The following is a 21,448-nucleotide window of genomic DNA, read 5'->3' on the forward strand; positions in this document are numbered from 1 at the left end:
AATAAAAGTTAAGCTCGGTTGATGTTATAATCTAAAGCATCAGGATTTGTGTAAATATTATCCTTATTGGTAAAAAATGCAGAATTCCCTTTTGCAACAGTCCATATTTTCGAATATTGTAAACCAATCTTGAACAGATCATCCGGCCGCTGCTTATTTAATATGACGTTGGCTGACAAACGGTTACTTTCAAAAACAAGATCAAAAGCAGAATCCTTATGAAAATGGATCGAGGAGAATATTTCGTCTCTGCTATCCAACATATATTGCCCCACTATAAAATAGTGAACACTTGACCCATCAAGATCAATTTTCATCTGCTGCATAATTGTTTGAATATCAGCCATATTGAACCGTTAGATTAAATTTGATACATAAAGTATCTTGATTTACTACCACCTTAAACTTGGAACTGGCCGTTAATATTAACCTTAAAATCTCCTGAAGTAGCAACATCAAAGGCCTTCTTATATTCAACACTTGTAATTTCATCCCAATCTTCGCTAAATGCCTTTAAGTCAATTCTATCTCCGGGTTTTGAAAGATCATATTCACGGTGTTCTATGATTGGATTCCCATTTAGGGAATTTACGACTTCGCAAACTGGCGGTTTTAAATTAGCCATTAAATGGGCATAGTGATAAATACCATTCCGTTGTAATTTCTTAAAATATTGATCCTGATTATTCATTGTCGCTTACATTAAAATCAATTTCAAAAAAATCACTTAATCGAACATCTAAACCTGGTAGCACGGTTCCGCCCGAAAGATATTCTTCAAAAGACACTTTGCATTTTAAATTTCCATTCTGGTAAACATACGTGGTCTTCTCTTCCATACAGACTAACCATGCCAGCTTTACTCCATTTTCGATCCATTTGACCATTTTCGCTTTCAGCACATCCAGGTTGTCAGTCCCTGCCATTAATTCGATAATGAAATCAGGTGCCAAAGCAAGAAAGGATCTTTTATCTGTGATTGTATTCCACCTGTCAAAGCTTATCCAGGCAATGTCAGCAGTCAGCATCGAAGTATCAGGCAAGAAATAACCACAGCCTGAGCTTAAAACTTTTCCCTTCTTATTAATACGGTTCCAAATACCGATCTCCCCCATCAGCTCACTTCTGTTAGCACTCATCAGGGCGGTAGAAGCTGCCATCTGAATGAAAAGCTGTCCTTGCTCATCCCTTTCAACATTTAAATCAGGATTAGCAAAGCAAAAGGATACCAACTCACTATCAGTGAATGGCTTAATTGAAGGTAGATTCAATGGTTTAACCACGTTATTTTAACTCATTTTCCAAATATAAGAAATCATATCTGCCACTTGCTAACTGCTATGGCAAGTTGGAACATGTGTATTTCATAGAAATAACTATTTCACTGTTTATTTTATTTATCTGATATGTTAACCTCCTTTAAATCTGAAAGTGTCAATGCCTGATTCCCAAACTTGGCAGACGCATCCTTAAGCGAGATTTCCAAGCGCTCTACAATTTCTTTAAAATCATCAAATTTTGGAGCTTTCGAGCGAATAATCTTACCGCTCTGATCAATGAGACTTGAAATATCCTGCATAGCGGCCTGAAATTCTCGATTTTCGATCCGGACCAACAGCTTTTCTTGAAAAATCACCGTTCTCACCATATCAGAAATTGTCTGCTTCCGAGTCCTTCTATACAGCTCCTGAATCTGTAATAATTCGGCGTCAGTCAGCCTTACCCGCATGTTTTTTTCCCTGCGATTTTCACTTTCCATGGGTTTTCGTCCTGCTCCTTTAATGTTCATTAGTAATGAGGCTGTTATAATTCATGTCCCACATTAATTAATAACTTATCCTTTCCTTTTTTAGTTCCTGAGCCGTGTTTTGCATCAGAAATAATCGGAACAATGGATCAAAAACAACAATTTATAAGCGAGGAGCCGAGAAACAAACAATTGCTTTTGTCAGAAGGATGTACAATTTCAGGGCTAGTTTTTTCCCGATTAAGCCTCACAAGCTTAACCCCTGTATTGGAAGATGGTAAAATTTGCTTACCCGGAATTCACATTTATTCGGATCCGTAGGATTTCTTGAAGCTAGCCAATTCATCCAAGATCAATCATTGATAGAACGAGTGACAAAATGCTATAAATCAAATGTTTATTAATTAATGTCCCACACAAATTATTAAACGTGATTTTGCGTCCTACTATTTTTGCACCTAATGTATTTGGTTTGTGGAAGTTAAATGAACGAAGCATGAGATATGGAATCTTGCCCATAGCAACTTTCCTTCTTTCCGCGATCAGTACATCAGTTATTTGAAATAAAAAAAGTTATGACAACAGATACAGATATTCAAAACAAAGAAACAGACATTGAAAATTTTGAAGTTTCCCTAACAAAGTCAGGTTTTTCCGTTAAGGCAAGCAAAATTTCTCAGACTGGTGTTCTGGAAGTAATGAAATCTCTTAGAAAAACAGCTGTTATAGTTGTAGTCAGTATAATCGTTTCAATTACCCTACTACACAGTGTTGGAATAGATTTCGGAAAAGATCTGAAAGCTAATATCAGCAACATTTTTAAAGCTCATCAACGCGCTCCATGACATATTTCGTTTAAGATGTGTAATTTGTTAAACGATTACTTTAACCCTAGACAATTCAGGTATGTTATTTCAAGTTGATGACTTTGAGGTGGAATTTGAAGGTTTGAAGGTGGCTGTCAAAGTTATGGATATGGTTGGTAGAACTGTTTTTCAGCTGACTTTTCCGGATGGACGAAAGCCTTTGATTATCAGTAGGTCCAAAGTCTTTGACGGTCGCAAGGTTTGGATGTCGATCCCAGAAGGAAGGCAGTCAGAAGCAATTCCAATTGGCGCGAAAATTGTTGAACATTTTTCGAAATACTAAAAACCAGTAATCATGTGCTATTACAACGGTCAAAAAGTGACCAAAGCCGAATTCATACAACTAATGCAGCTTGAAAAGGCCGTTAAAGATTATGAATTTCTAAACAGGAATGTAACCCATGCATTCGAGTTTGGAAATATTGCCGTCTTAAAACCACGTTACACGCGCGACAATTTTGATATCGTCCAAATGGAATGGGGTTTTCTACCGAAATATCTAAAGAACCGCGCTCAGGTTGAAAAATTCAGGAAAGGCTACATGAAAAAAGATGGAACTTGGCAGAAACCATACGACACACAGAATGCCAAAGGTGGCGAACTACTATTTCCTGATAAAATTTACCGGGAAGCTGCCCTGGAGCGTAGATGTCTTATTTTATCCTCAGGCTTTTACGAGTGGAGACATGAGTACGGAATCAACAAACGTACTGGTGAAAAGAAAAAAACAGCCGATAAATACCCCCACTACATTGGGGTAAAGGACCAACCGTACTTCTATGTAGCAGGGATCTGGCAACCCTGGACAGATCAGGATACTGGCGAAACGGTTAATACTGTGAGCCTGGTAACTACTGAAGCAAATGCAAAAATGGCGAAAATTCACAATTCCAAGAAGAGAATGCCGACCATACTGCCAGACAATCTATCGTGGGAGTGGATGATGGATGACCTGCCGGAAGATCGCATTACTGAACTTGCAACTTTCCAGCTTCCGGAAGACTTAATGGAAGCATGCTCTGTTCATAAAGACTTTCTGAAAGCAGAAGATCCAACAGTTCCGTTCATTTACGATGAGCTGGTTGCATTGGACAATCCTACTCCACCAGCACAAGCATCACTTTTTTGAAATGTTTCTTAACAATTGAACTGTTCTAGTCTACTAACAAAAGCTGCTCCGGAAATGGAGCAGCTTAATCTGGTCAGTATTCACTTGGCAATAAAATCACATTATCTGTAACGTAGATTTTGATCTCTTCTAGCGGGAAGTCGGTATAACTAATTTGTTTTGTGTAGATGATCCGGTCATTACCATCATCGCAAGTAAGTACTGCCTTGGATTGTTCTAGGTCCACGTTAAGTGTCCAAACTTGAAATTCTTCGTTTTTAACAAGTGGATGAGTTTGTTGAAAAGCGATTTCATCAATGAGCCAATACGCCCCGGCTGTTTCAGCGACATATTTTATACCATCAGTGTATAAGGTGCTTTTGACGATTGGGTGGCGGTACCACTGCTCTGTTCCTGTAAATTCTGCAAGATCCGCTTTTGTCAATTTTTCCGTTCTCATTGCTTTGATGTTTAGCTGCCCTCCACCGTGGAGAACGATACGGAATCCGCACAAAGCAAAAGGCTGGAAAGACAACACCAACACGGGAGCGAAGCGAATGGATCGGGCAGCGTGATTGACGTCCAGGCTGCTTTGTGCAACTTGTGTCGTTTCTCTCAGGTGAAAGGGCCGTATCAACAGCCTTGAAAAGTTAATTTTAAAGCGCATCCTTCAGGAAGTAATCAGGATGAATTGTGTGATACTTTCAAGCCAAATATCTTAATCCTTCCAGATAGCGAAAATCAAAACATTTGAATATTTTAGAGGCGTCATAAAAAATATGGCATTTACCAGTGCCGGGCTTAGAGATCATTTGGCATCGGTGCTCTTCCGCCGATATAAAGTGTAAAAAATGACCAATAATGAAAAGTATCCAGTCTACCCAGAGTTGCTATCAAACAGCAGTGAGAATGCAGCTTTACCGTTGCCCTCCAACAGGATACAAACTTTCCTTGTATTTGCCGGGCTCATCTGCCCTTATTGTGGCAAAAAATCAGAATATATTGACAGTTCGTATATATACAGGGGCCAGTCTTACGGCATGATTTATATTTGTAAACCGTGCGACGCCTATGTAGGCGTTCACAAAGGAACAGACAAAGCGCTCGGGATATTGGCAAACAAAGAACTGCGGGAAGCAAAAAAAGAAGCACATTTTTACTTCGATCAGATTGCAAGAACGGGTATGATAAATAAAATCTGGACCGAATACATACCAAACTTAGCCAACAGAAATAAGGCCTACCTATGGCTGTCAAAGCAAATGGATATTGACCTGGAATTGTGCCACATTGGAATGTTTAATGTTGACCAATGCAAAAAGGTTGTTGAAATATGCAGACAGTTTGTCTGATTTGAAATAGTATTTGCAACTTCCAATAATAAAAGAACGACAACTTTCATACCCACAGTTGTTTAAATGGAATACTTACAGTTGGGTTAATGTTATCAATACTAATCTGTTAATTCCATCAAAATATTAGGGACAGCACATTTTTGCCAATAAGTCACCGACTTAAACGCTTGGTCCGTTACCTCTACGGCTGAGTTGTAAGCTACTGCTTTTTGATACATGTCCTTTATTTGTTTCCCATCTCCCGTAATAAGTAGATGTACATACAAATCATGTGCTTTTGCAGATTCAAAATGCCGTATCCTCAGTTTAATATTGTTGGCAATTATCTCACTTCCTAATTTGAGTTTTCAATTTTACAAACTCATGACGTATGCTGTCAAACGTAGCCTTATTGCTCTGAAAAATTCGTTTAATATTTCGCCCTGTAACTGAATCCTGGGCGGCCAAAGCCATAAACTGCTGTTGCGTAAGTATCGATTCCGCATTATGAAGTCTAATATCTAAGCTTTTTAGCAATTGAACTAGCTCTTTTTCCCTTTCATTTGGCTTGTCAACAAATACCAACGATACAGTGATTATTCCCGTCAAAAGACCAGAAAGAACAAACCCAGAAACGAACCAGCGATTGGCATAAATGAGTATACTGGCCTTTTTGTTGTTCACCACTTTATTCTCTCCGTGCTGAAATATCAAGTCCCTTACTCTTTTTGAAATTACATCCTCATAGGTTGCCCCTGAATCAATTACGGATGCTGGGCTCGTTTTAATGTAAATGAACTTGTTAACGCCGAAAATCTGAGTAGCAAAAAGTATGGAAACGACGTAAGCTAGAAAAGCCAAAACGAAAAAGAACAACACCAATATCTTAACACCTAAGCTTTGGCCATTTATTGTGTCATTGAAAAATGGCGCAATAACTGCAGTTATCGAAAACACGAGTCCCGCCTGCGTGACTACATTACTTATTTTTGTTTCGATAGAACTATGCCGACTGTCCTCGTCACTTACAAGCTCTTGAATTGTTTTGAGATGCTCCTCCGAAACATTTTGTGTATACCGGTAATTCAACCTAAGACCCTCTAACGTCGCCCCTCGGCTGTTCGGAGGTGAAGTTAGGATCGACGAAGGCTGGTTGGTAGGCCTTTTGAACAGGTCATTAATGCCATAAAAGTCAGCAATACTCGCCATGGTGTCTGAGAAATTAGTCATTGATCAAAAATTCAATAATGGAGTCCGAAATTGGCAACTCAGTATCCATCTCTATCCAAGCCCACTGACCGTTTGGGTTAATTTCGAGAAACACATATTCTCCTTCTGGAGTTACAATCAAATCAATGGCTCCGAACGAGAGATTGAGTGCCCGTACAATTTCAAGGCACTTATTTTGAATCGTCTCAGGTAAGCAACACCTGCTAAAAGGCAGCCTTTCCTTCCTCCAATCGACTTTTGTTATTTCGTTTTGCTGAGAATCAACACAAGCAGAAAATACTCTATCCCCTACAACTGTTACTCGGACCTCGTTTTTTTTATCTATATACTTCTGATAAATACTTGGCAACGGGAGTGATTCTTGTAAATTCTCGATGTCCGCTCTCGAAATCTTTGATGTATAGATCAGATGACTATTTGACTTGGACTCAAAGCGGTTATTGTAGATCGGTTTAATGATAACCTGGCCCCTCGAATCGTCAAAAAATTGTTTAATCCTCACAACATCGGTAGAAACTAGCGTACAAGGAATCGCAAAACCAATTTGCTGAGCAATTTTCAACTGTAAGAACTTGTTCTCCGCACGATACACTGCGCTCGGTTCACTAAGCCATCGTGCCTCCAAGGTATTCCACAAATTTTTCTGAAACCACCTTAGTTCTGATAGATAGAATACCTCGACAAATGGGTCGACATCAATTGGTTCGGGCAGTTTTGTTCTTCTAAACCAAACTGACGTAAACTTAGATATTCCGTCTATAATGGGCGAGAAATTCGAATCGCTTGACAGGGATACCTCAGTATGTACACTTATATCCTCGCAGTTAAGCCTATAATATGAAATACCTTTTTCATTTAGCCTATTGACAAGAAAATCAGCAGTAAAGTCCGACTTATGAGTAATAATTAAGATCATCTGTCTTGGTCTGCATCGCTCACTTCCGCTCCTCGTTCCGTTAACGTTTCCGTGTCCACCAAAGACAAAATATTAATGCGTGCATTACTCTCCTGATCTGAATCTGACGCTTCTCCATACATCCGCGTGTTTGTGGATGTATCCAACAACCGCTTTAATCTGAAATCGTTATCAGAATCGGATACTTCACCAAAATTTCGAGTTTCTGTCGATGTATCCAATAACTGTTTCAGGCGAAAATCTTTATCAGAATCAGATGTCTCATTACTGGTTTTGGTTAAAGTCTCGGTATCCATATTGACAAATCCGATCGCTGGTAAACCGGTTTCCTTAACAACATTTAAGTTTTGGTTGTACGAATATTCAATAAGTGACATGTCAGCTCCTTCATTGGATACCTCAGTCCCAAAATTTAGAATAAATGGCTTTCTTGATTTCATTATTGAAAGAGGATAAGTTTAATCTAAGCAAAATAGGCAATTCTCCCTTTTCCTTCAAGCTTATTGTGCTATTTAATCAAATGCAATTTTTTAAAGGTGGAAAGTACTTGCATGGCACCAACTAAGCACCAATTCGTCATGACCTTTTGAAAACAACCAACACAACAGTATATTGGACACTTAGTTTAAAGTAACAAATCGATCCTTAAATACCAAGTCCATTTTATGGCGATACGAAGATGAGTTTTGGCTTTTAAAAACGGCGCAAAGACAGTTAGAGACTACCGCCAGCAGCCCTCAAATAGTAGTTGGCAAAGGTATGACGCACAAAGAGACCTCGAGATCATATCTATTTCTGAACGCTACATCCTCAGACACGGTTCTTTAAATGTAAACTAAGCAGTGAAAAATCTGAGATAACAACTATATTCCTTGAATGGGTTTTCTTAGAAAACCATAGTTTAACGTCTTTCGAGCAGCTTCTCAGTAAAAAAGGTGATAATTATAAACATTGATAGCAACTGAACAAATGGCCCAATTATCCCAGGAACAGGCTCTTCGTAAAATCACAGAATTGATAGACTCCATACCCGATGTTAAGGCCGCTGGACGACAAACAGCTAAGCATAACCGATGGCTAAATAATGGACTAAGCTTACTAAAAAATGTTTTCGGCGAATCATCCATGTTTTTTACTCAACTGGACAACTTTACATGGAGTGAAACGGGGAGTATGATAATACATGATGCCCGTAATTACGATTATGAGGTTTCACAACGACATGCTAATGCCTTTGTCAGGCAGTTAGAAGCAGCAAAAGGGCTTCTTCTATCGGTGCGAGATCAAATTGAGCAAGACGGCGTTTATCAGAGCAACACGTCGAACTCAGATGCTGCTAGCGAAATAATCCGAGTATTAAACATCGGCAACAGTAAATTAAGGAAAGTCATCCGTACAACGCCGTCCATGGAGAAGGAAATTCAAGATAGCTTCGAAAATTTGCTTATCGGGGCAGAGATTAAATATTCACGCGAATTTCCTCGTATTGAATATTCATCCAAGCAGTATGTCCCAGATTTCAGTTTTCCTGATTATGATTTGATTGTAGAAATCAAGTTATGCAAGGATTCACCAAAATTGCTGATTGCTCAAATTAATGACGATATTTTAGCCTATAAGACTGAATTTCATAACATAATCTTTATCGTCTACGATATTGGACAAATTAGAGACGCGGACATTTTCAAGGAATCTTTTGAAAAAAATGAGGCTGTTTTTGTGCAAATCGTTAAGCACTAACTTTCGGATCTGTATGTTACGCAATCTCTATATTCCAAATGCGAAAGCTAAGCCGAGAGAAATTTATGACCAGATACTCGTTCATTACTGGATCATTACTTTTTAGGTTCACAGCTCTAACTTGTTTATGTCCTCAGAAGTCATCCGGTAGACATGAAGGAATATTATGAGAAACCGTTTTTATGAGCGGGATATTTAATGCTCTTCATGACGCTGGTAGGAAAAGTCTTGACGCACACTCTCTAAGACGATCCTAACACTCCATTAAATACACTTCCGCCCATGATCAATGTTGGGGTAAACTACAGAGAGGGAGAAAAATTCCCAGGCTACGCAGGGCGTTCCTCGTTAGATCGGAGTGACGTGATATTACGGATTTACTCGTTCAATGCGGCGTTATCCAATAGATTGATATTTTCTGTGGTGGTCTTGGAAGCTTGGATAATGTGTAGCCTCTATCAGGAACAGGCCCTAGAAAAATTAATTATAAGATAGACTCAGTGGGTGATCCAAGAACGCGATTACTACTATAATCAAATTCAAGGATATAGGCGCAACAACTCAAAGTATGCGAGGCCGTTTCACTTAAATAGTACAGTTTAACGTGTTGGTTAGCAATATACTGTAATCTGTTTTGGTATACAACTAAAATGTAATTTGCAAGCGCTGAAAATGGCTATTTTTTATAACTAAAAGGGGAGAAAAATTGATGAGTCATAGAGTACAGAAATACCACCGTTTTTTTATACAACAGACGACAGCATGCCAAAAAAAGATTATCTGTCACAAGAAGCACGTCACAGGTTTGATCACCCGCCTGTTCTGAATTCGGAGCAAAAGCTTATTTTCTTAAAAGCACCCCAATGGGCTACTGAATATGCTAAGACTTTACAGACACCTTCCAATAAAGTAGGATTTCTCCTTCAGGTCGGCTACTTCCGGATTGTCAGCCGTTTCTTCGTCCCAAAACGATTTCATCAAAGCGATGTCGATTTCCTGGTGCAAAGAATATCAATTGATGTAAATGCTGTTTCCATAGAAGAATATGAGCCACGGACCGCTCTGCGGCATCGCGAAGATATTCTTAAGTATTTTGGATTTACCGCATTTGAAAGTTCATCTGTACAAGCATTGATGGAAGAAACTCAAAGGCTGGCCCATGTACAGACCAGGCCGCATTTAATATTTGAAGGCATGGTTGGGTTTCTCCAGGAACATCACATCGAAATTCCAACCTACCAGGCTTTAAAAACAATACTTGATAAGGCACTTTCAAATTTTGAACAAGATTTGGAATCTATTTTAACCAGGTTTTTAACAGCAGATGATATTTTGCTTCTTGACCAGCTGCTTATAGAACATAGCTCTTACCAGGAGGATTCCAGACGACATTTGAAAGTGAAACGGTACGAGATCACCTTCTTTAAACGTATTTCACAGTCCATGGAGACAAAGCAGATCCGGGAGCGTGTGTATAACTTTCAGAATTTAAAGCGGATGTACCTGCAATTATTACCGGTAGCAAAACGCTTGAAGCTCTCAGACGGCACGATTCAATTTTATGCCGAATACGTCATTAACAACCAGGTACCGCAAATAGCGACACGGAATACGATCCGGTACCTGCTTTTGATCTCGTTTATTATCCATCAATATTACTTATTGGGCGATGCGCTTATCCTGACTTTAAACAGTGCGGTCACAAACTATGTCAATGGTTGCGAAAGCATCGTCAAACAGGAACTTTATGAAAACCGGATGCAGACCGCCCAACTGGTCAGCAGTGTAACACAGCGGAGCACCACCCATATCGATGTACTGGCCGCTATTGAAAAAATAATAGTCGATACGGTTATCGAGCCATTGGCCAAGGTAACATTGATCGAACAGCTTTTCAAAAACAAACGGTTATCACAAAAGCTGTTAAAGGAAGACGAGCAGCGCCTTAAAACGCTCAGGGAAGCAAATCAGAAAATAAATGACCGTGAAGATTTTTACATGGCTATTGAAAAAGGTTCTTCCAGGCTTACAGGCAAGGTCGGTGAAATTGTCAAAGCTTTGGTTGCCAGTACAGCGTCATCGGGGAAAGACATTCTGAAAGCGTTCTTGTATTTCCAGGAAAAGGATGGCTCCATTCTCGCCAGGGGAGCAGTGCCAACTGATTTTTTAGGGATGGAACAGCAGCAGCGCGTATTGACCCCGGAAGGAAAACTGCGGGTGGGATTGTACAAAGTGTTTTTATTCGAACAAATACGGGATGATATCAAATCCGGGGCGCTTCCTATTGATTCATCTTACGATTATCGCAGCTTTGATGAATATGAAATCCCTTCCAATGTATGGAGCAAAGAAAAGGATAGGCTCATTGAGCAGGCAGGATTAACGGCGTATAAGGACTCACGTGTAACACTGCTCCGGCTGAACGAAAAGCTCAATGCCCAAATAAAAAGGACCAATGAGCGCATAGAATCCGGCGAAAACAAGAAAGTTTATTTTGATGCTGGCGGTGACTGGCATCTAATGAAAGATAAATCGGAAGATGATATAGTGGAATCCGAATCCCTTTATCCCCAAGAATACATTATTCCTTTATTGGAAGTACTTACCACGGTACAAAATGCAACCGGATTTACTTCTGCGTTCATGCATGCCGGTATTGATTACCTACCAAAACGGCCCGAAGAAAAGCTATTTTTTGCCGCAATACTGGGCTATGGATGCAATATTGGCATACGCAAGTTCTCTTTTATGTCCAAGGGGATCCGCACCAGCTCGCTTGAAACCACGGCACTTCATTACTTTTCCCCGGAAATGCTCATACAGGCCAATGATACAGTGCTTGATTTTAGCAATGCATTGCCTCTCACTGAACATTTCAAGAAAGACCCGGGGTTCATTCATACGTCAAGTGACGGGCAGAAATTTGATGTATCGGTCGCCTCGCTGGTTGCTTCCCCATCTTTCAAATATTTCGGAAATGGCAGGGGTGTTACATTCTATTCCTTTCTGGATGAATCGGGTCAGCTGTTTTATTCGACTACATTCAGTGCAGCGGATCCGGAATCTCATTATGTGATCGACGGTCTTACCCATAACGAAGTGATATTGCCCAATGCACATTCAACAGATACACACGGATTCAGTGAGCCGGTGTTTGCTGTAACAGGGCTTTTGAGAATTGCCTTTTGGCCCAGGTTTGCCCGTTTTCATCACCAGCAACTCTACTGCATTGATGAAGTACGCACTTATCGTGAACAGAATTATAAAATTATCCCGGATGCAAAGATCAACCTGGCACATCTGGAAGAGCATTGGGACGATATATTAAGGCTGGTATGTACCATTAAACTGGGATACTCTAAGGCATCAACATTGTTCAGGCGATTGAACTCTTATTCAAAGCAGCACCCTTTGTACAAAGCACTGAAAGATTTAGGTCGGCTTTACAAGACCATTTACGTTTATGAATATATGGACGACGAAGTGATCCGAAAATCTGTTTCAGGATCGCTTTCCAAAATTGAAAGCAATAATAAATTTTCAAAAGCCATAATGGTGGGCAATAATCAGGAGCTCATATGGGCAACAAGAAAAGAGCAGTTAATTGCAGAAAGATGTAAAACGCTGATAGCCAATTTAATAAATGCATATAACCTGATGCTATTGTCTGAAAAATTGGTATCAGCAGCCTCAGAAGAAGACAAACAAGTCCTTTTGAAGAAAATTATTGCCACATCCACCCAGAGCTGGGCACATATCAATTTAGTCGGGGAATATGACTTTTCAGATGGAAAGGATTATAAAACATTTGATTTGGATGCACTAAAAAAGCTAATGCTAACGCCTGTGAATTGAACACACAGTATTTACGGTAAAGAGAAAACGTCCGCGAAAGTCGTGACCGTTTTTGTCCTTTTCTTTAATTTAACCCCACCTTTGTGTTTGGCAATTTGTATGCAGGCACGACCAATGACAAGTATTCTACTATCCTTGCCTGATTTAATTTCATCAAGGTCCAGATATGCACAAACACCTGCTATTACGGATGCGACTTCGCGACTGATGTCTTTTGTTTTAAGTGAGATGTTGTTGACAGACGTCACCAGATATTCCGCGACGGCCCCACTGCCTTCTGAGATTATCTCGAACATCCAAACACCTCGTCGCCAACATGATAAGTTCTCACATCGCTGGCAATATCCACTACGACACCGGAAAAATCATTTCCGATTGTGGCAGGGAATTCCAGCGGAGGAAATGCTTTCATGTAGCCCTCACGGATCTTCCAGTCTACCGGGTTTAACGCAGCATAGACTTTTACTAAAACAGAGCCTTCCTTCAAAAGGGGCACTGGGGCATTGCTTACCAAAATGGCGACTTCGTTTCCGCCGTGGGCAATAATTTGCAAAGCTTTCATTTCTATTCTTAATTAAAAACTAGATTCTGTTTTTGGTACACATATTCCGGAGGATAGCAAGCCCCCCGGAAATGTTAAACACCCATCGTCAATATTCCTGTTAACGCTTGTTTTCGCCAATTGCCTTTTTGTATACGGCCTCACTAACCTTATACTCTATACGTGCATCGATAATGTTACTGTTGGCCTGCGCCCAAAGTGTCTGGGCTTCCAGCACATCCTGGCCAGTCACAGTACCGGCTTTGAACCGGTCGTTGCTTAGCCGAAGGTTTTCTTCTGCCTGCTGAAGTGAAGCACCCGACAGTTCAATTTTTTTGGCAGCCTGGTTAAGTTGCAAATAGGCATTCTGTATTTCGAGGGAAATAAGTTCTTTGGTCTCCTCCATTTGGATTTGCTGCGAACGGATCTTAAAACCCTGCTCCTTTACTTTGCTGGCCTTTTGTCCCCAGTCCCAAATTGGAATGTTTACACTTAACATGCCAAAATAAGATGCCATTGTGTTGCCACCTGTTTCAATGTTCATTTTTTTCCCAAAGCCTGCGAAACCACCTGCCAGAACCCCAATGGTTGGCTTCAAATCTGCCTGAAGCATTTTTTTCTGCAATTCCTGCGCTTGCAGAACATCTTTCAAAAGTGCTATTTCAGGCCTTCCTTCCACCGCACTATCAAATGTATTGGTTGGAATTGCGTCGAACGATCCGGTCACAGAGTCAACCGGCATGAGGTCGGCGTCGGCAGGTAAGCCAATGATCTGCGCCAGATTCATTTTTGCGAGCAACAACCCATCGCTTGCCTTAATAAGGTTCATCTCCGTTTCATTGCGCTGGACCTGCACGCGGAGCAGGTCATTTTTATAAATCATCCCGGCGTCAAAAGAGTTGGTAAGCTCCTTATCAAGCGATTCAAGCAATGCTTTGAACTTGTTGGCGAGTTTGATCTTTTCCTGGACGCTCACAATCTGCCAGTATCCTTTGTCGACATTCAGCAGTACTTCCGTTTCAGTTAGTGCTTTTTGCTTTTCCTGGATCTCCACGCCTTTCGCCGCCGCCGACTGGCCCAGTCTGATTTTCCCTCCAGCATAAATTGGCTGGGTAACAGTTAACGAGGGGCTTACACCTACGGCAGGCAACAATGCGCTTAAAGGCTTTCCGACGTGAAAAGCAGCAATTGAACCATCAATGGCAGGCTTATTAAGTCCCTGCGTCCCCTCTTGCGCCGCCTTTGCAGCATCGATGTTGAACTGCGCGGATTTTACTTTTTTGCTTTGTTCAAGTGCAAGCTTTCTTGCTTCCCCGAGTGTCAGGCTTTTCTGCGCAATTGTTACCTGAGAAAGCAAGGTAACTGCCACAGCAAGGCTGTATTTTATATATGCATGCATGATCGTTTCTTTCGTTTTTATGCGTGAGATGGTCGGTACTGGATATGATCGCCGGCGTCCGGCTGTGGCAATTCTTCTCCTACAGGTTCAGGCTTTATGAACATGTAATAAAGCACAGGAACTACAAAAAGTGTCAGCACCATAGATACCATCAAACCAAATGCAAGCACACTGGCCAGTGGCCCCCACATGGGCGACTTTCCGATGATCATCGGGATAACCCCTACTGCCGCAGCAGACGATGTCAGAAATATCGGTCTCATCCTGCGTTTGGCGGCGGCAAGCGCAGCAGCTTTAATGGTAAAGCCATGGTCATGGACCAGCTCATCAGCATAGTCCACCAGGATAATACCATTTCTAACCACGATGCCGATCAGCGAAATAATTCCCATGAAAGCGGTCATTCCCATTGGGTTACCCGTTAAATACAGTCCCAGGAACGCGCCAAGCAAACTCAACGGGAAAGTGGAAAGGATAATGAGCGTTTTCTTGAAGTTTTTGAACTGGAACAACAGCGTCAGAAAAATCAGGATCAAGCTCACTCCAAGCGATGTTCCCATTCCAGGCGCATTTTCTCCGCTGTTTTCGAGCTCGCCGCCATATTGGATCCTGATTCCTTCCGGCAGATCCAATGCGGCAATTTTTGGCTCGATACTGGCTTGAACTTTTGACGCGCGGATCCCTTTCTGGGCCTCGGAAGTAATCGTAAGTGTACGAAGACCATTCCGATGAGCAATTTTCCCGGTATGCCACCCAGGGACCAGCTCAGCTACCTCTTTCAAAGGCACTTTTCCGCCAAACTGTGTGCTGATGTACAGGTCTGAGAGATCATTGTAATCTTTACGGTTGTTCGCGTCAAGCCTCAGGAAAATATCAACAGGCTTGTCGCCTTCCCACAATGTGGATGCACTGAAACCTTTCAGCTGCGCACCAAGCGTCTGCGTGATCGCCTGTTTGGAAACACCCAAACGGCTGGCGACGTCATCTTTAACCCTGACCGTTACCCCAAAATTATCGGTATCATAATCGTTTCTGATAAAATTAGCACCGGGTTCGCCTCTTAAAATCTCTTCTACCTGCGCAGCAACCCTTTTCTGATCATTCAGATCGTCGCCGATTACCCGCACCTCGATCGGAGAAGTGGCCTGCATACTTAGCTGCCTCACTTTAATCTCTCCATCGGGGAGGAACCCGTCGAGCTTTTTCAGGTATTCTTTGGCCATTTCGTTGGTGGCCTCTTCGTCAACAGTTGTAATAAATATCTGGGCAAAGTTCCTGCGCGGCGTTTCCGGTGCATACGTGATGTGAAAGCGTGGTGAACTTCCGCCGACAAAACTGGCCACATCCACTACCCTTTTGTCTTCTTTTAGCATTTTCTCTAATTTCTTAACAGCAGCTTCCGTCACTGGCAAGGACGTTCCTGTAGGCAGCCACACCTCCATATTGAACTGGTTACGTTCAGCGGTTGGGAAAAACTCCTGATCAACATTACCGGCAACAACCAGGGCCATTACCACCGACAAGACAGCCACAGCAATCGTAGATTTCGGCCTGCGGAAACATAGTTCCACCACTTTGTTAAAGCCATTCTGCAGCCTGTCCAACACCGTCAGTTTTGGCGGACGATCGGACACTTTGTGTTTCAGGCCATTTTTTATAAAAAGATAACAGGTATATGGTGTTACCAGCAGTGCCACCGCCATGGATGCAATCAGTGCAACGGCAACCGTTACAGGCAATGCAGCGATAAAGTCTTTGGCAATCCCGTTCATAAAAAAGGCAAGCGGGGCAAAAGCGAAGATAATCGCCAGTGTCGCAGTAAAAATAGGCAGCGAAAGCTGTGTTGCAGCCTGCCATGCAGCTGTCCACGGCGTGATCCCCTCGTCGAGTTTTTCAATGTAATTGTCTACCACCACAATGGCATTGTCGACTACCATACCCATTACAATGATCAGCGCGACCAGGGTTACCTGATGCAGCTCTATTCCCATCAAATTGATGATACCGAACGTTATGGCAATTGAAATTGGCGCCGCAAGAGAAGCGATAGCCGCGATGCGGAAAGGCATCAGCAGCATAATCACAATGAGCACCGTACCTATTGCTATCCCAAATTCGACCATGAAGTGGCTGATACTTTTTCCTACTACTTCCGGCTGGTTCACGATCGCTTCTACCTTCACGTCGTCCGGGAAAGTGCCTTTTACCTGCGCCATCTTTTCTTCTACTTCGTTTCCAAAATCGACAATGTTGTTCCCGGGCTGCATCTCCACGGTGAGCATCATCACTTTGTCATCACCCACCCGTATATACGAGGAGGTTTCTTCATAGCGCCTTTCCAGCCTGGCAACATCTTTCAGCCTTACAACCGTACCATTTGGATTGGTATAAATGATCTGATTGGCAATGTCCGCTTCTGTGTTGTAACCTGTGCTGGCAAAAACGGGGACATTATTTGCAGAAACGGTAAGCTCTCCGGCGTAACCTGTTGTATTTTGAGTCTGCAATGCACCTACGATCGCCGAAATGTCAAAGCCATACTGTCGCATTTTCAAGTCATCGACAGTCACATAGATCTGTTGTTTCTGACCACCCGACCGGTTGATTTTCGAAACAGTGGGGATCGTTTTTAGTCCATCTTCCAGGTTATCAAGGTACTTTTCAATTTCCGCGTAACTTCTAGTAGGCGAAGACACGGTGATCATCTGGGCTACTACATCCCCGAAGTTGCTATTCACAATCGGCCCCAGCACTCCTTTGGGAAGTACACCGGCCATGTTCATGTTCAATCCATGCTGCAAAGTGCCCCAAAACTTTTTACGGTCTTTCACTTCCGGATGGAGCTCCACAGTAATAAAGACCTGACCTTCTTTGGTCTCCGATTTGGTTTTATCTTTGCGTATTTCCTCAAATGAAAAGAGGTATTGTTCGATCTTATCGGTCACCTGTTTTTCCATCTGGACCTCGTCCGCTCCGGGATAAAAAGCCATGACCAGCCCGACCGGCATATCAATCTTTGGGTCTTCGCTGCGCGGCATGGTCAGCAAGGCATTCACCCCTAAAAGTACGAGCAACCCGGTTACCACAAGGGTTACCTGCTTGTACTTCATAGCGGCTTCTATAAAGTTTAAGGTATGTTTTTTCATGTTTGAAAGCGGTTAGCTGTTAGCTATTGGCGGTTAGCTCTGGCGTAGAAATGCTGAGCGAAGGCCTCGTTTATCTTAATATCAATGATTGCTTTGGTTCAAACTGATTATAGGCTGATCGCTGCTCCGTCTTTCAGCTTGGTCTGACCGGATACCACTACACGATCGCCACTTTGCAAGCCTTCGGTGATCACTACCTCATTTCCTCTAAGGCCCGAAGCCGTAATCCGCTTCCTGATCGCTTTATTATTTCCGTTGGTTACGAAAACGTAGGTAATGTCGTCCGCATCGCGAACGATTGCCTGTGTTGGAACAGTTATCGCTCCAACGCTTTTGCCAGTGGAAATCTCGGCATCAGCGATCATGCCTGGCAGTATTTTCCCTTGCGCGTTTGCCAATTTTATCTTGACACTATAAGACTTTGTGGCCACGTCGGCCAAGGGATTAATAATAGTTATTTTACCCACCAGCTTCTGATCAATCGTTGAGATAGAAACATTTGCATTTTGCCCTTTACTGATCTTACCAATCTCGCTTTCGGGGATAGACACACGTGCATAAACTTTTGAAATATTGATAATCGTGAAGGCGGGCGCTCCGGGTGCAGCCATTGCTCCCCGCTCAATCAGCTTGGCTGTAACGATCCCTGACATGGGGGCATAAAGCTTTGTGTCCTTTACCCGCTTGACAGCCAGGCTTTTATTAGCTCTGGCCTGGGCAACCCGCGACTTTATTTCCATAAAATCCTTTGCTGGAAGGCTACCTTTCTCGTACAATCCGTTCAGGCGCGTATACATATCTTCGGCCTGCTCCAGTCCTGCGTTCGCGATCAGTAATGCATTGTCGTATTCTGTTGGATCGATTGATGCTAAAAGTTGTCCTGCTTTTACCAACTGTCCTTCGTTGACTAGTACCGACGACACAGTTCCCGGAACGGAAAAGCCTAGCTGCACCAAATTTTCTGCTTCAACCGTTCCTGAATACCGTAATGTCTCAGCCTGATTGCCAGTTTTAATCTGCTGAACAGTGACTTTGGTGGGCGTAACCGGCGGCGCCTTCTCTTCCTGCTTTTTTCCGCAGGCCAACACAGCCAGCGATACGATCACTGCCTGCGTTGATCTTTTTAAAAACATTTTCATGATTGAGGTGTAATATAAAGTTAAAAAAATAGAACAATAGAACAATATCGTATTTTGGTCTAATATAGAGCAAAAAAAATTATTTCTTTATGCCATCAATTAGTAGACTCATAAGAAAATTCAATCTTGAGAGCATCTCATCAAGCTTGTTATGAATGATCATGTCGATCTCCAACCCATGCTGCGAACTCATGAAACAAAAAGCCATCAAATCAAGATCCTCGTCAGAGAAGACGCGGAACTCGCCGGTTACGATACCATATTGAAAAATACTCTTGACGATGTTAGCTTCTTTCTGCTCATACTGTTTTCTGTATCTGAGTGTCACACATCCGTCCAGGGCCTCTTTTACCTCGTCGATCATGACATTGTATAGATTGGTCAGCTCTTTAAGGCGTGTAAACCGGGTTATGATAAACACGTGAAGCTTTTCTTTTGCAGTAGGCGCCTTCGATACCGATTCTTGGAGAATCTCAAAGAACAGCTTCTTTTCATTTTGAATGATAACATCAAAGATCTCTTCCTTACTTTTAAAGTAGTAATACAAAGTACTCTTGCCCTTCCCCGCTTCCCTGGCTATATCCTCCACGGTCGTTTTTGAAAGGCCATACTTCTGAAAAAGCCTGTCTGCCCCGGATAAGATCCTTTCCCGTAATATTTCGTCTTTCGATTTCAACTTTTTTTCGACTATAACATACTAAAAGTCTAAAAGTAGATAATAAATTTTTGATGTACAACTTAACGCAAACAATTTAAAAAATACAAAAACCGTATTTTAAGTCACATTGTGCTAAAATCCTGCCCATAATTGCGTAAACATAAAGTTTACGAATACTATGCCCAGTTTTAAAGATATTCCAAAATTTCATAAATTTTTTAGACCAATCTTGATAATCGTTCTAAAATAAATACTTACATTTGCTCAATTAAGGTCCGGGAAAAGCTTTTTATCCTGAATTTCAGAACATCTGGTTATATTATTCGAAATTAAAAGATTACAAACATGAAAAATTTATCAATTGTCATCACATTGCTATTAATCAGCACATTTTCTTTTGCACAGTCTTTCAGTATTGGACCAAAAGCGGGTTTAAACATCAGTAACTATACTGGAGGAAATATTGAATCAGATGCGCTTGTTGGTTACCACATTGGTGGTGTTCTCAATTATGGTTTTGGTGATCACTTTTCCATTCAGCCGGAAGTATTATTTTCTACTCAGGGGGCGAAGGTTACCAATAATGGCGCAAAAAGCGACTTTAAGATTAGTTATGTAACGGTGCCAGTTATGTTAAAATTAAAAACCACTGGCGGATTTTACGTCGAGGCCGGGCCACAAGTTGGTTTCAGAGCATCTTCCGATATACCGGATCAAACTTTTAACAACTTTGCAAAAGGCCTTGACTTATCAGTCGGTGCAGGAATTGGTTTTCAATCAAACGTAGGATTGGGTGTTGGTGTACGCTATATCGCGGGACTTTCCAAAGTTGGGGACTTCTCAGGTAATGATATTGATCCGGACTTCAAAAATAGTGTGATCCAGGCAAGTATTTTCTGGGCAATTCCATTTAAAAAATAAAGTATTAGTAACCGAGTCTAGATAGACACAAACCGATGTTCTATTTTTAGAATTCACAAATCAATAAGGGGATAAGAAGTTTTATCAGAAGCCTCCTGTGCCAGCAAATGATGAACAGGTGGTTTCTTGGGTATAGTAATGCTTCTTGTATCGGTGGCAAAAAATGCGTTCCTGATCGTTGACTTTGCAAACCAGCGTAAGGAACATGGCGATACGACCTTTACCTGATCCTTTTGGGCAGAGAACTGCCGGCATTTAAGCTGCTACTCCCATAACTTTAATATCAGCAACTTGTGAAAGTAGCTGTAAGACAATATCTTCGCTAGATTATCAACGTTTTTAACCTTACCTCCTAGACAACTATCTGGGTGTTTCTACTCTTGATCGAGTTGAAGCACCCAAATGGAAACTTCAAATCTACTTTGGCTTACTTTTATTAATTATCAGGAGAATAAGTCCTTTGACCAGCTTACCCGACATCATTTTTTGTTTTAGGTAAGCTGGCAAAGGCACCAAATCCTGCAATTGATCATCCTGCTTTTTTATCAAGACGGAACCACCAGGATATCTTCCCGACATTATTGACATCAGTAATAAGATAACCGACATATCAATCATGGTTGACCGACAGTTTGCACACTACTTATATGGGGGAAAAGCAAAGCTTTGGTTTTAAGCCATAAGAAATCGTTGAGAACAATGTTTTTATGCACTTTGATTGCCCGGAGCATCCAACTTTATTTGTAATCGGGTTATGAAATTTGCGAATCTGCGAGAAATTATTGAGCCCGTTTCTTTAAAAAAAGAAGTTACGGAGATACTGCATCTGCCATAAGAAGGCAATAAAA

21 protein-coding genes are annotated in these 21,448 nt (G+C 41.6%); 7 read left to right on the forward strand and 14 right to left on the reverse strand.

Annotated elements, in window-relative coordinates:
- Window positions 1-8: 8 nt before the first annotated feature.
- The 4 genes from E0F88_RS32180 to E0F88_RS32195 all read right to left on the reverse strand — a co-directional run bounded on the left by E0F88_RS32180 (window position 9) and on the right by E0F88_RS32195 (window position 1,789).
- Window positions 9-347, reverse strand: a complete 339-nt coding sequence (locus E0F88_RS32180; protein WP_131962690.1) for a hypothetical protein — start codon at window positions 345-347, stop codon at window positions 9-11.
- A 53-nt stretch (window positions 348-400) separates the two neighbouring features.
- Window positions 401-691, reverse strand: coding sequence for a hypothetical protein (locus tag E0F88_RS32185; RefSeq protein ID WP_131962692.1), 291 nt, complete (start codon window positions 689-691; stop codon window positions 401-403).
- Window positions 684-1,271 (reverse strand): Uma2 family endonuclease, encoded by a 588-nt coding sequence (locus E0F88_RS32190; protein WP_229213979.1) that lies wholly within the window; start codon window positions 1,269-1,271, stop codon window positions 684-686. The genes E0F88_RS32185 and E0F88_RS32190 overlap by 8 nt, the downstream gene beginning before the upstream one ends.
- Window positions 1,272-1,393: 122 nt before the next feature.
- Window positions 1,394-1,789, reverse strand: coding sequence for a hypothetical protein (locus tag E0F88_RS32195; protein ID WP_131962696.1), 396 nt, complete (start codon window positions 1,787-1,789; stop codon window positions 1,394-1,396).
- A 533-nt stretch (window positions 1,790-2,322) separates the two neighbouring features.
- Between E0F88_RS32195 and E0F88_RS32200 the strand changes: the two genes are divergently transcribed.
- The 3 genes from E0F88_RS32200 to E0F88_RS32210 all read left to right on the forward strand — a co-directional run bounded on the left by E0F88_RS32200 (window position 2,323) and on the right by E0F88_RS32210 (window position 3,742).
- On the forward strand, window positions 2,323-2,592 hold the full coding sequence (locus E0F88_RS32200) for a hypothetical protein (RefSeq protein WP_131962698.1): 270 nt from the start codon (window positions 2,323-2,325) through the stop codon (window positions 2,590-2,592).
- 61 nt (window positions 2,593-2,653) lie between these two features.
- Window positions 2,654-2,896, forward strand: a complete 243-nt coding sequence (locus tag E0F88_RS32205; protein WP_131962700.1) for a hypothetical protein — start codon at window positions 2,654-2,656, stop codon at window positions 2,894-2,896.
- A gap of 12 nt (window positions 2,897-2,908) precedes the next feature.
- Window positions 2,909-3,742, forward strand: a complete 834-nt coding sequence (locus E0F88_RS32210; protein WP_131962702.1) for an SOS response-associated peptidase — start codon at window positions 2,909-2,911, stop codon at window positions 3,740-3,742.
- A 73-nt stretch (window positions 3,743-3,815) separates the two neighbouring features.
- Here E0F88_RS32210 and E0F88_RS34140 read toward each other — a convergent pair whose 3' ends face one another.
- The gene (locus E0F88_RS34140) at window positions 3,816-4,388 is read right to left on the reverse strand and encodes a DUF6876 family protein (protein WP_220466418.1); all 573 of its coding nucleotides are present in this window, start codon (window positions 4,386-4,388) and stop codon (window positions 3,816-3,818) included.
- Window positions 4,389-4,572: 184 nt separating this feature from the next.
- On the opposite strand from E0F88_RS34140, the gene E0F88_RS32220 reads away from it, so the two are divergent.
- The gene (locus tag E0F88_RS32220) at window positions 4,573-5,073 is read left to right on the forward strand and encodes a zinc-finger-containing protein (RefSeq protein ID WP_131962704.1); all 501 of its coding nucleotides are present in this window, start codon (window positions 4,573-4,575) and stop codon (window positions 5,071-5,073) included.
- 330 nt (window positions 5,074-5,403) lie between these two features.
- Here E0F88_RS32220 and E0F88_RS32225 read toward each other — a convergent pair whose 3' ends face one another.
- From E0F88_RS32225 to E0F88_RS32235, 3 genes are read right to left on the reverse strand one after another with little or no spacing between them, the layout of a single operon-like run.
- Window positions 5,404-6,285: a hypothetical protein gene (locus tag E0F88_RS32225; RefSeq protein WP_131962706.1), complete on the reverse strand. Its 882-nt coding sequence runs from the start codon at window positions 6,283-6,285 to the stop codon at window positions 5,404-5,406.
- Window positions 6,278-7,201 (reverse strand): MvdC/MvdD family ATP grasp protein, encoded by a 924-nt coding sequence (locus E0F88_RS34620; RefSeq protein ID WP_131962708.1) that lies wholly within the window; start codon window positions 7,199-7,201, stop codon window positions 6,278-6,280. Before E0F88_RS34620 ends, E0F88_RS32225 begins: the two co-directional genes overlap by 8 nt.
- Window positions 7,198-7,641 (reverse strand): hypothetical protein, encoded by a 444-nt coding sequence (locus tag E0F88_RS32235; protein WP_131962710.1) that lies wholly within the window; start codon window positions 7,639-7,641, stop codon window positions 7,198-7,200. The genes E0F88_RS34620 and E0F88_RS32235 overlap by 4 nt, the downstream gene beginning before the upstream one ends.
- Window positions 7,642-8,170: 529 nt before the next feature.
- Here E0F88_RS32235 and E0F88_RS32240 point away from each other — a divergent pair.
- Window positions 8,171-8,941: a PD-(D/E)XK nuclease domain-containing protein gene (locus tag E0F88_RS32240; protein WP_131962712.1), complete on the forward strand. Its 771-nt coding sequence runs from the start codon at window positions 8,171-8,173 to the stop codon at window positions 8,939-8,941.
- A 762-nt stretch (window positions 8,942-9,703) separates the two neighbouring features.
- The gene (locus E0F88_RS32245; protein ID WP_131962714.1) at window positions 9,704-12,796 is read left to right on the forward strand and encodes a Tn3 family transposase; all 3,093 of its coding nucleotides are present in this window, start codon (window positions 9,704-9,706) and stop codon (window positions 12,794-12,796) included.
- 11 nt (window positions 12,797-12,807) lie between these two features.
- Here E0F88_RS32245 and E0F88_RS32250 read toward each other — a convergent pair whose 3' ends face one another.
- The 6 genes from E0F88_RS32250 to E0F88_RS32275 all read right to left on the reverse strand — a co-directional run bounded on the left by E0F88_RS32250 (window position 12,808) and on the right by E0F88_RS32275 (window position 19,697).
- Entirely contained in the window at window positions 12,808-13,092 is a 285-nt protein-coding gene (locus tag E0F88_RS32250; RefSeq protein ID WP_131962716.1) for an MDR/zinc-dependent alcohol dehydrogenase-like family protein, read from the reverse strand.
- The gene (locus tag E0F88_RS32255) at window positions 13,080-13,358 is read right to left on the reverse strand and encodes an alcohol dehydrogenase catalytic domain-containing protein (protein WP_131962718.1); all 279 of its coding nucleotides are present in this window, start codon (window positions 13,356-13,358) and stop codon (window positions 13,080-13,082) included. The genes E0F88_RS32250 and E0F88_RS32255 overlap by 13 nt, the downstream gene beginning before the upstream one ends.
- A 100-nt stretch (window positions 13,359-13,458) precedes the next feature.
- Complete coding sequence (locus E0F88_RS32260) at window positions 13,459-14,736, reverse strand: TolC family protein (RefSeq protein ID WP_131962720.1); 1,278 nt, start codon at window positions 14,734-14,736, stop codon at window positions 13,459-13,461.
- A gap of 17 nt (window positions 14,737-14,753) precedes the next feature.
- The gene (locus tag E0F88_RS32265; protein WP_220466419.1) at window positions 14,754-17,882 is read right to left on the reverse strand and encodes an efflux RND transporter permease subunit; all 3,129 of its coding nucleotides are present in this window, start codon (window positions 17,880-17,882) and stop codon (window positions 14,754-14,756) included.
- 107 nt (window positions 17,883-17,989) lie between these two features.
- On the reverse strand, window positions 17,990-19,021 hold the full coding sequence (locus tag E0F88_RS32270) for an efflux RND transporter periplasmic adaptor subunit (RefSeq protein ID WP_131962722.1): 1,032 nt from the start codon (window positions 19,019-19,021) through the stop codon (window positions 17,990-17,992).
- A 79-nt stretch (window positions 19,022-19,100) separates the two neighbouring features.
- The gene (locus tag E0F88_RS32275; protein WP_165940221.1) at window positions 19,101-19,697 is read right to left on the reverse strand and encodes a TetR/AcrR family transcriptional regulator; all 597 of its coding nucleotides are present in this window, start codon (window positions 19,695-19,697) and stop codon (window positions 19,101-19,103) included.
- Window positions 19,698-20,024: 327 nt separating this feature from the next.
- On the opposite strand from E0F88_RS32275, the gene E0F88_RS32280 reads away from it, so the two are divergent.
- The gene (locus tag E0F88_RS32280) at window positions 20,025-20,600 is read left to right on the forward strand and encodes a porin family protein (protein ID WP_131962726.1); all 576 of its coding nucleotides are present in this window, start codon (window positions 20,025-20,027) and stop codon (window positions 20,598-20,600) included.
- The last annotated feature ends 848 nt before the right edge of the window (window positions 20,601-21,448 follow it).

It is taken from the genome of Dyadobacter psychrotolerans (genome assembly GCF_004349265.1).
GTDB lineage: Bacteria > Bacteroidota > Bacteroidia > Cytophagales > Spirosomataceae > Dyadobacter > Dyadobacter psychrotolerans.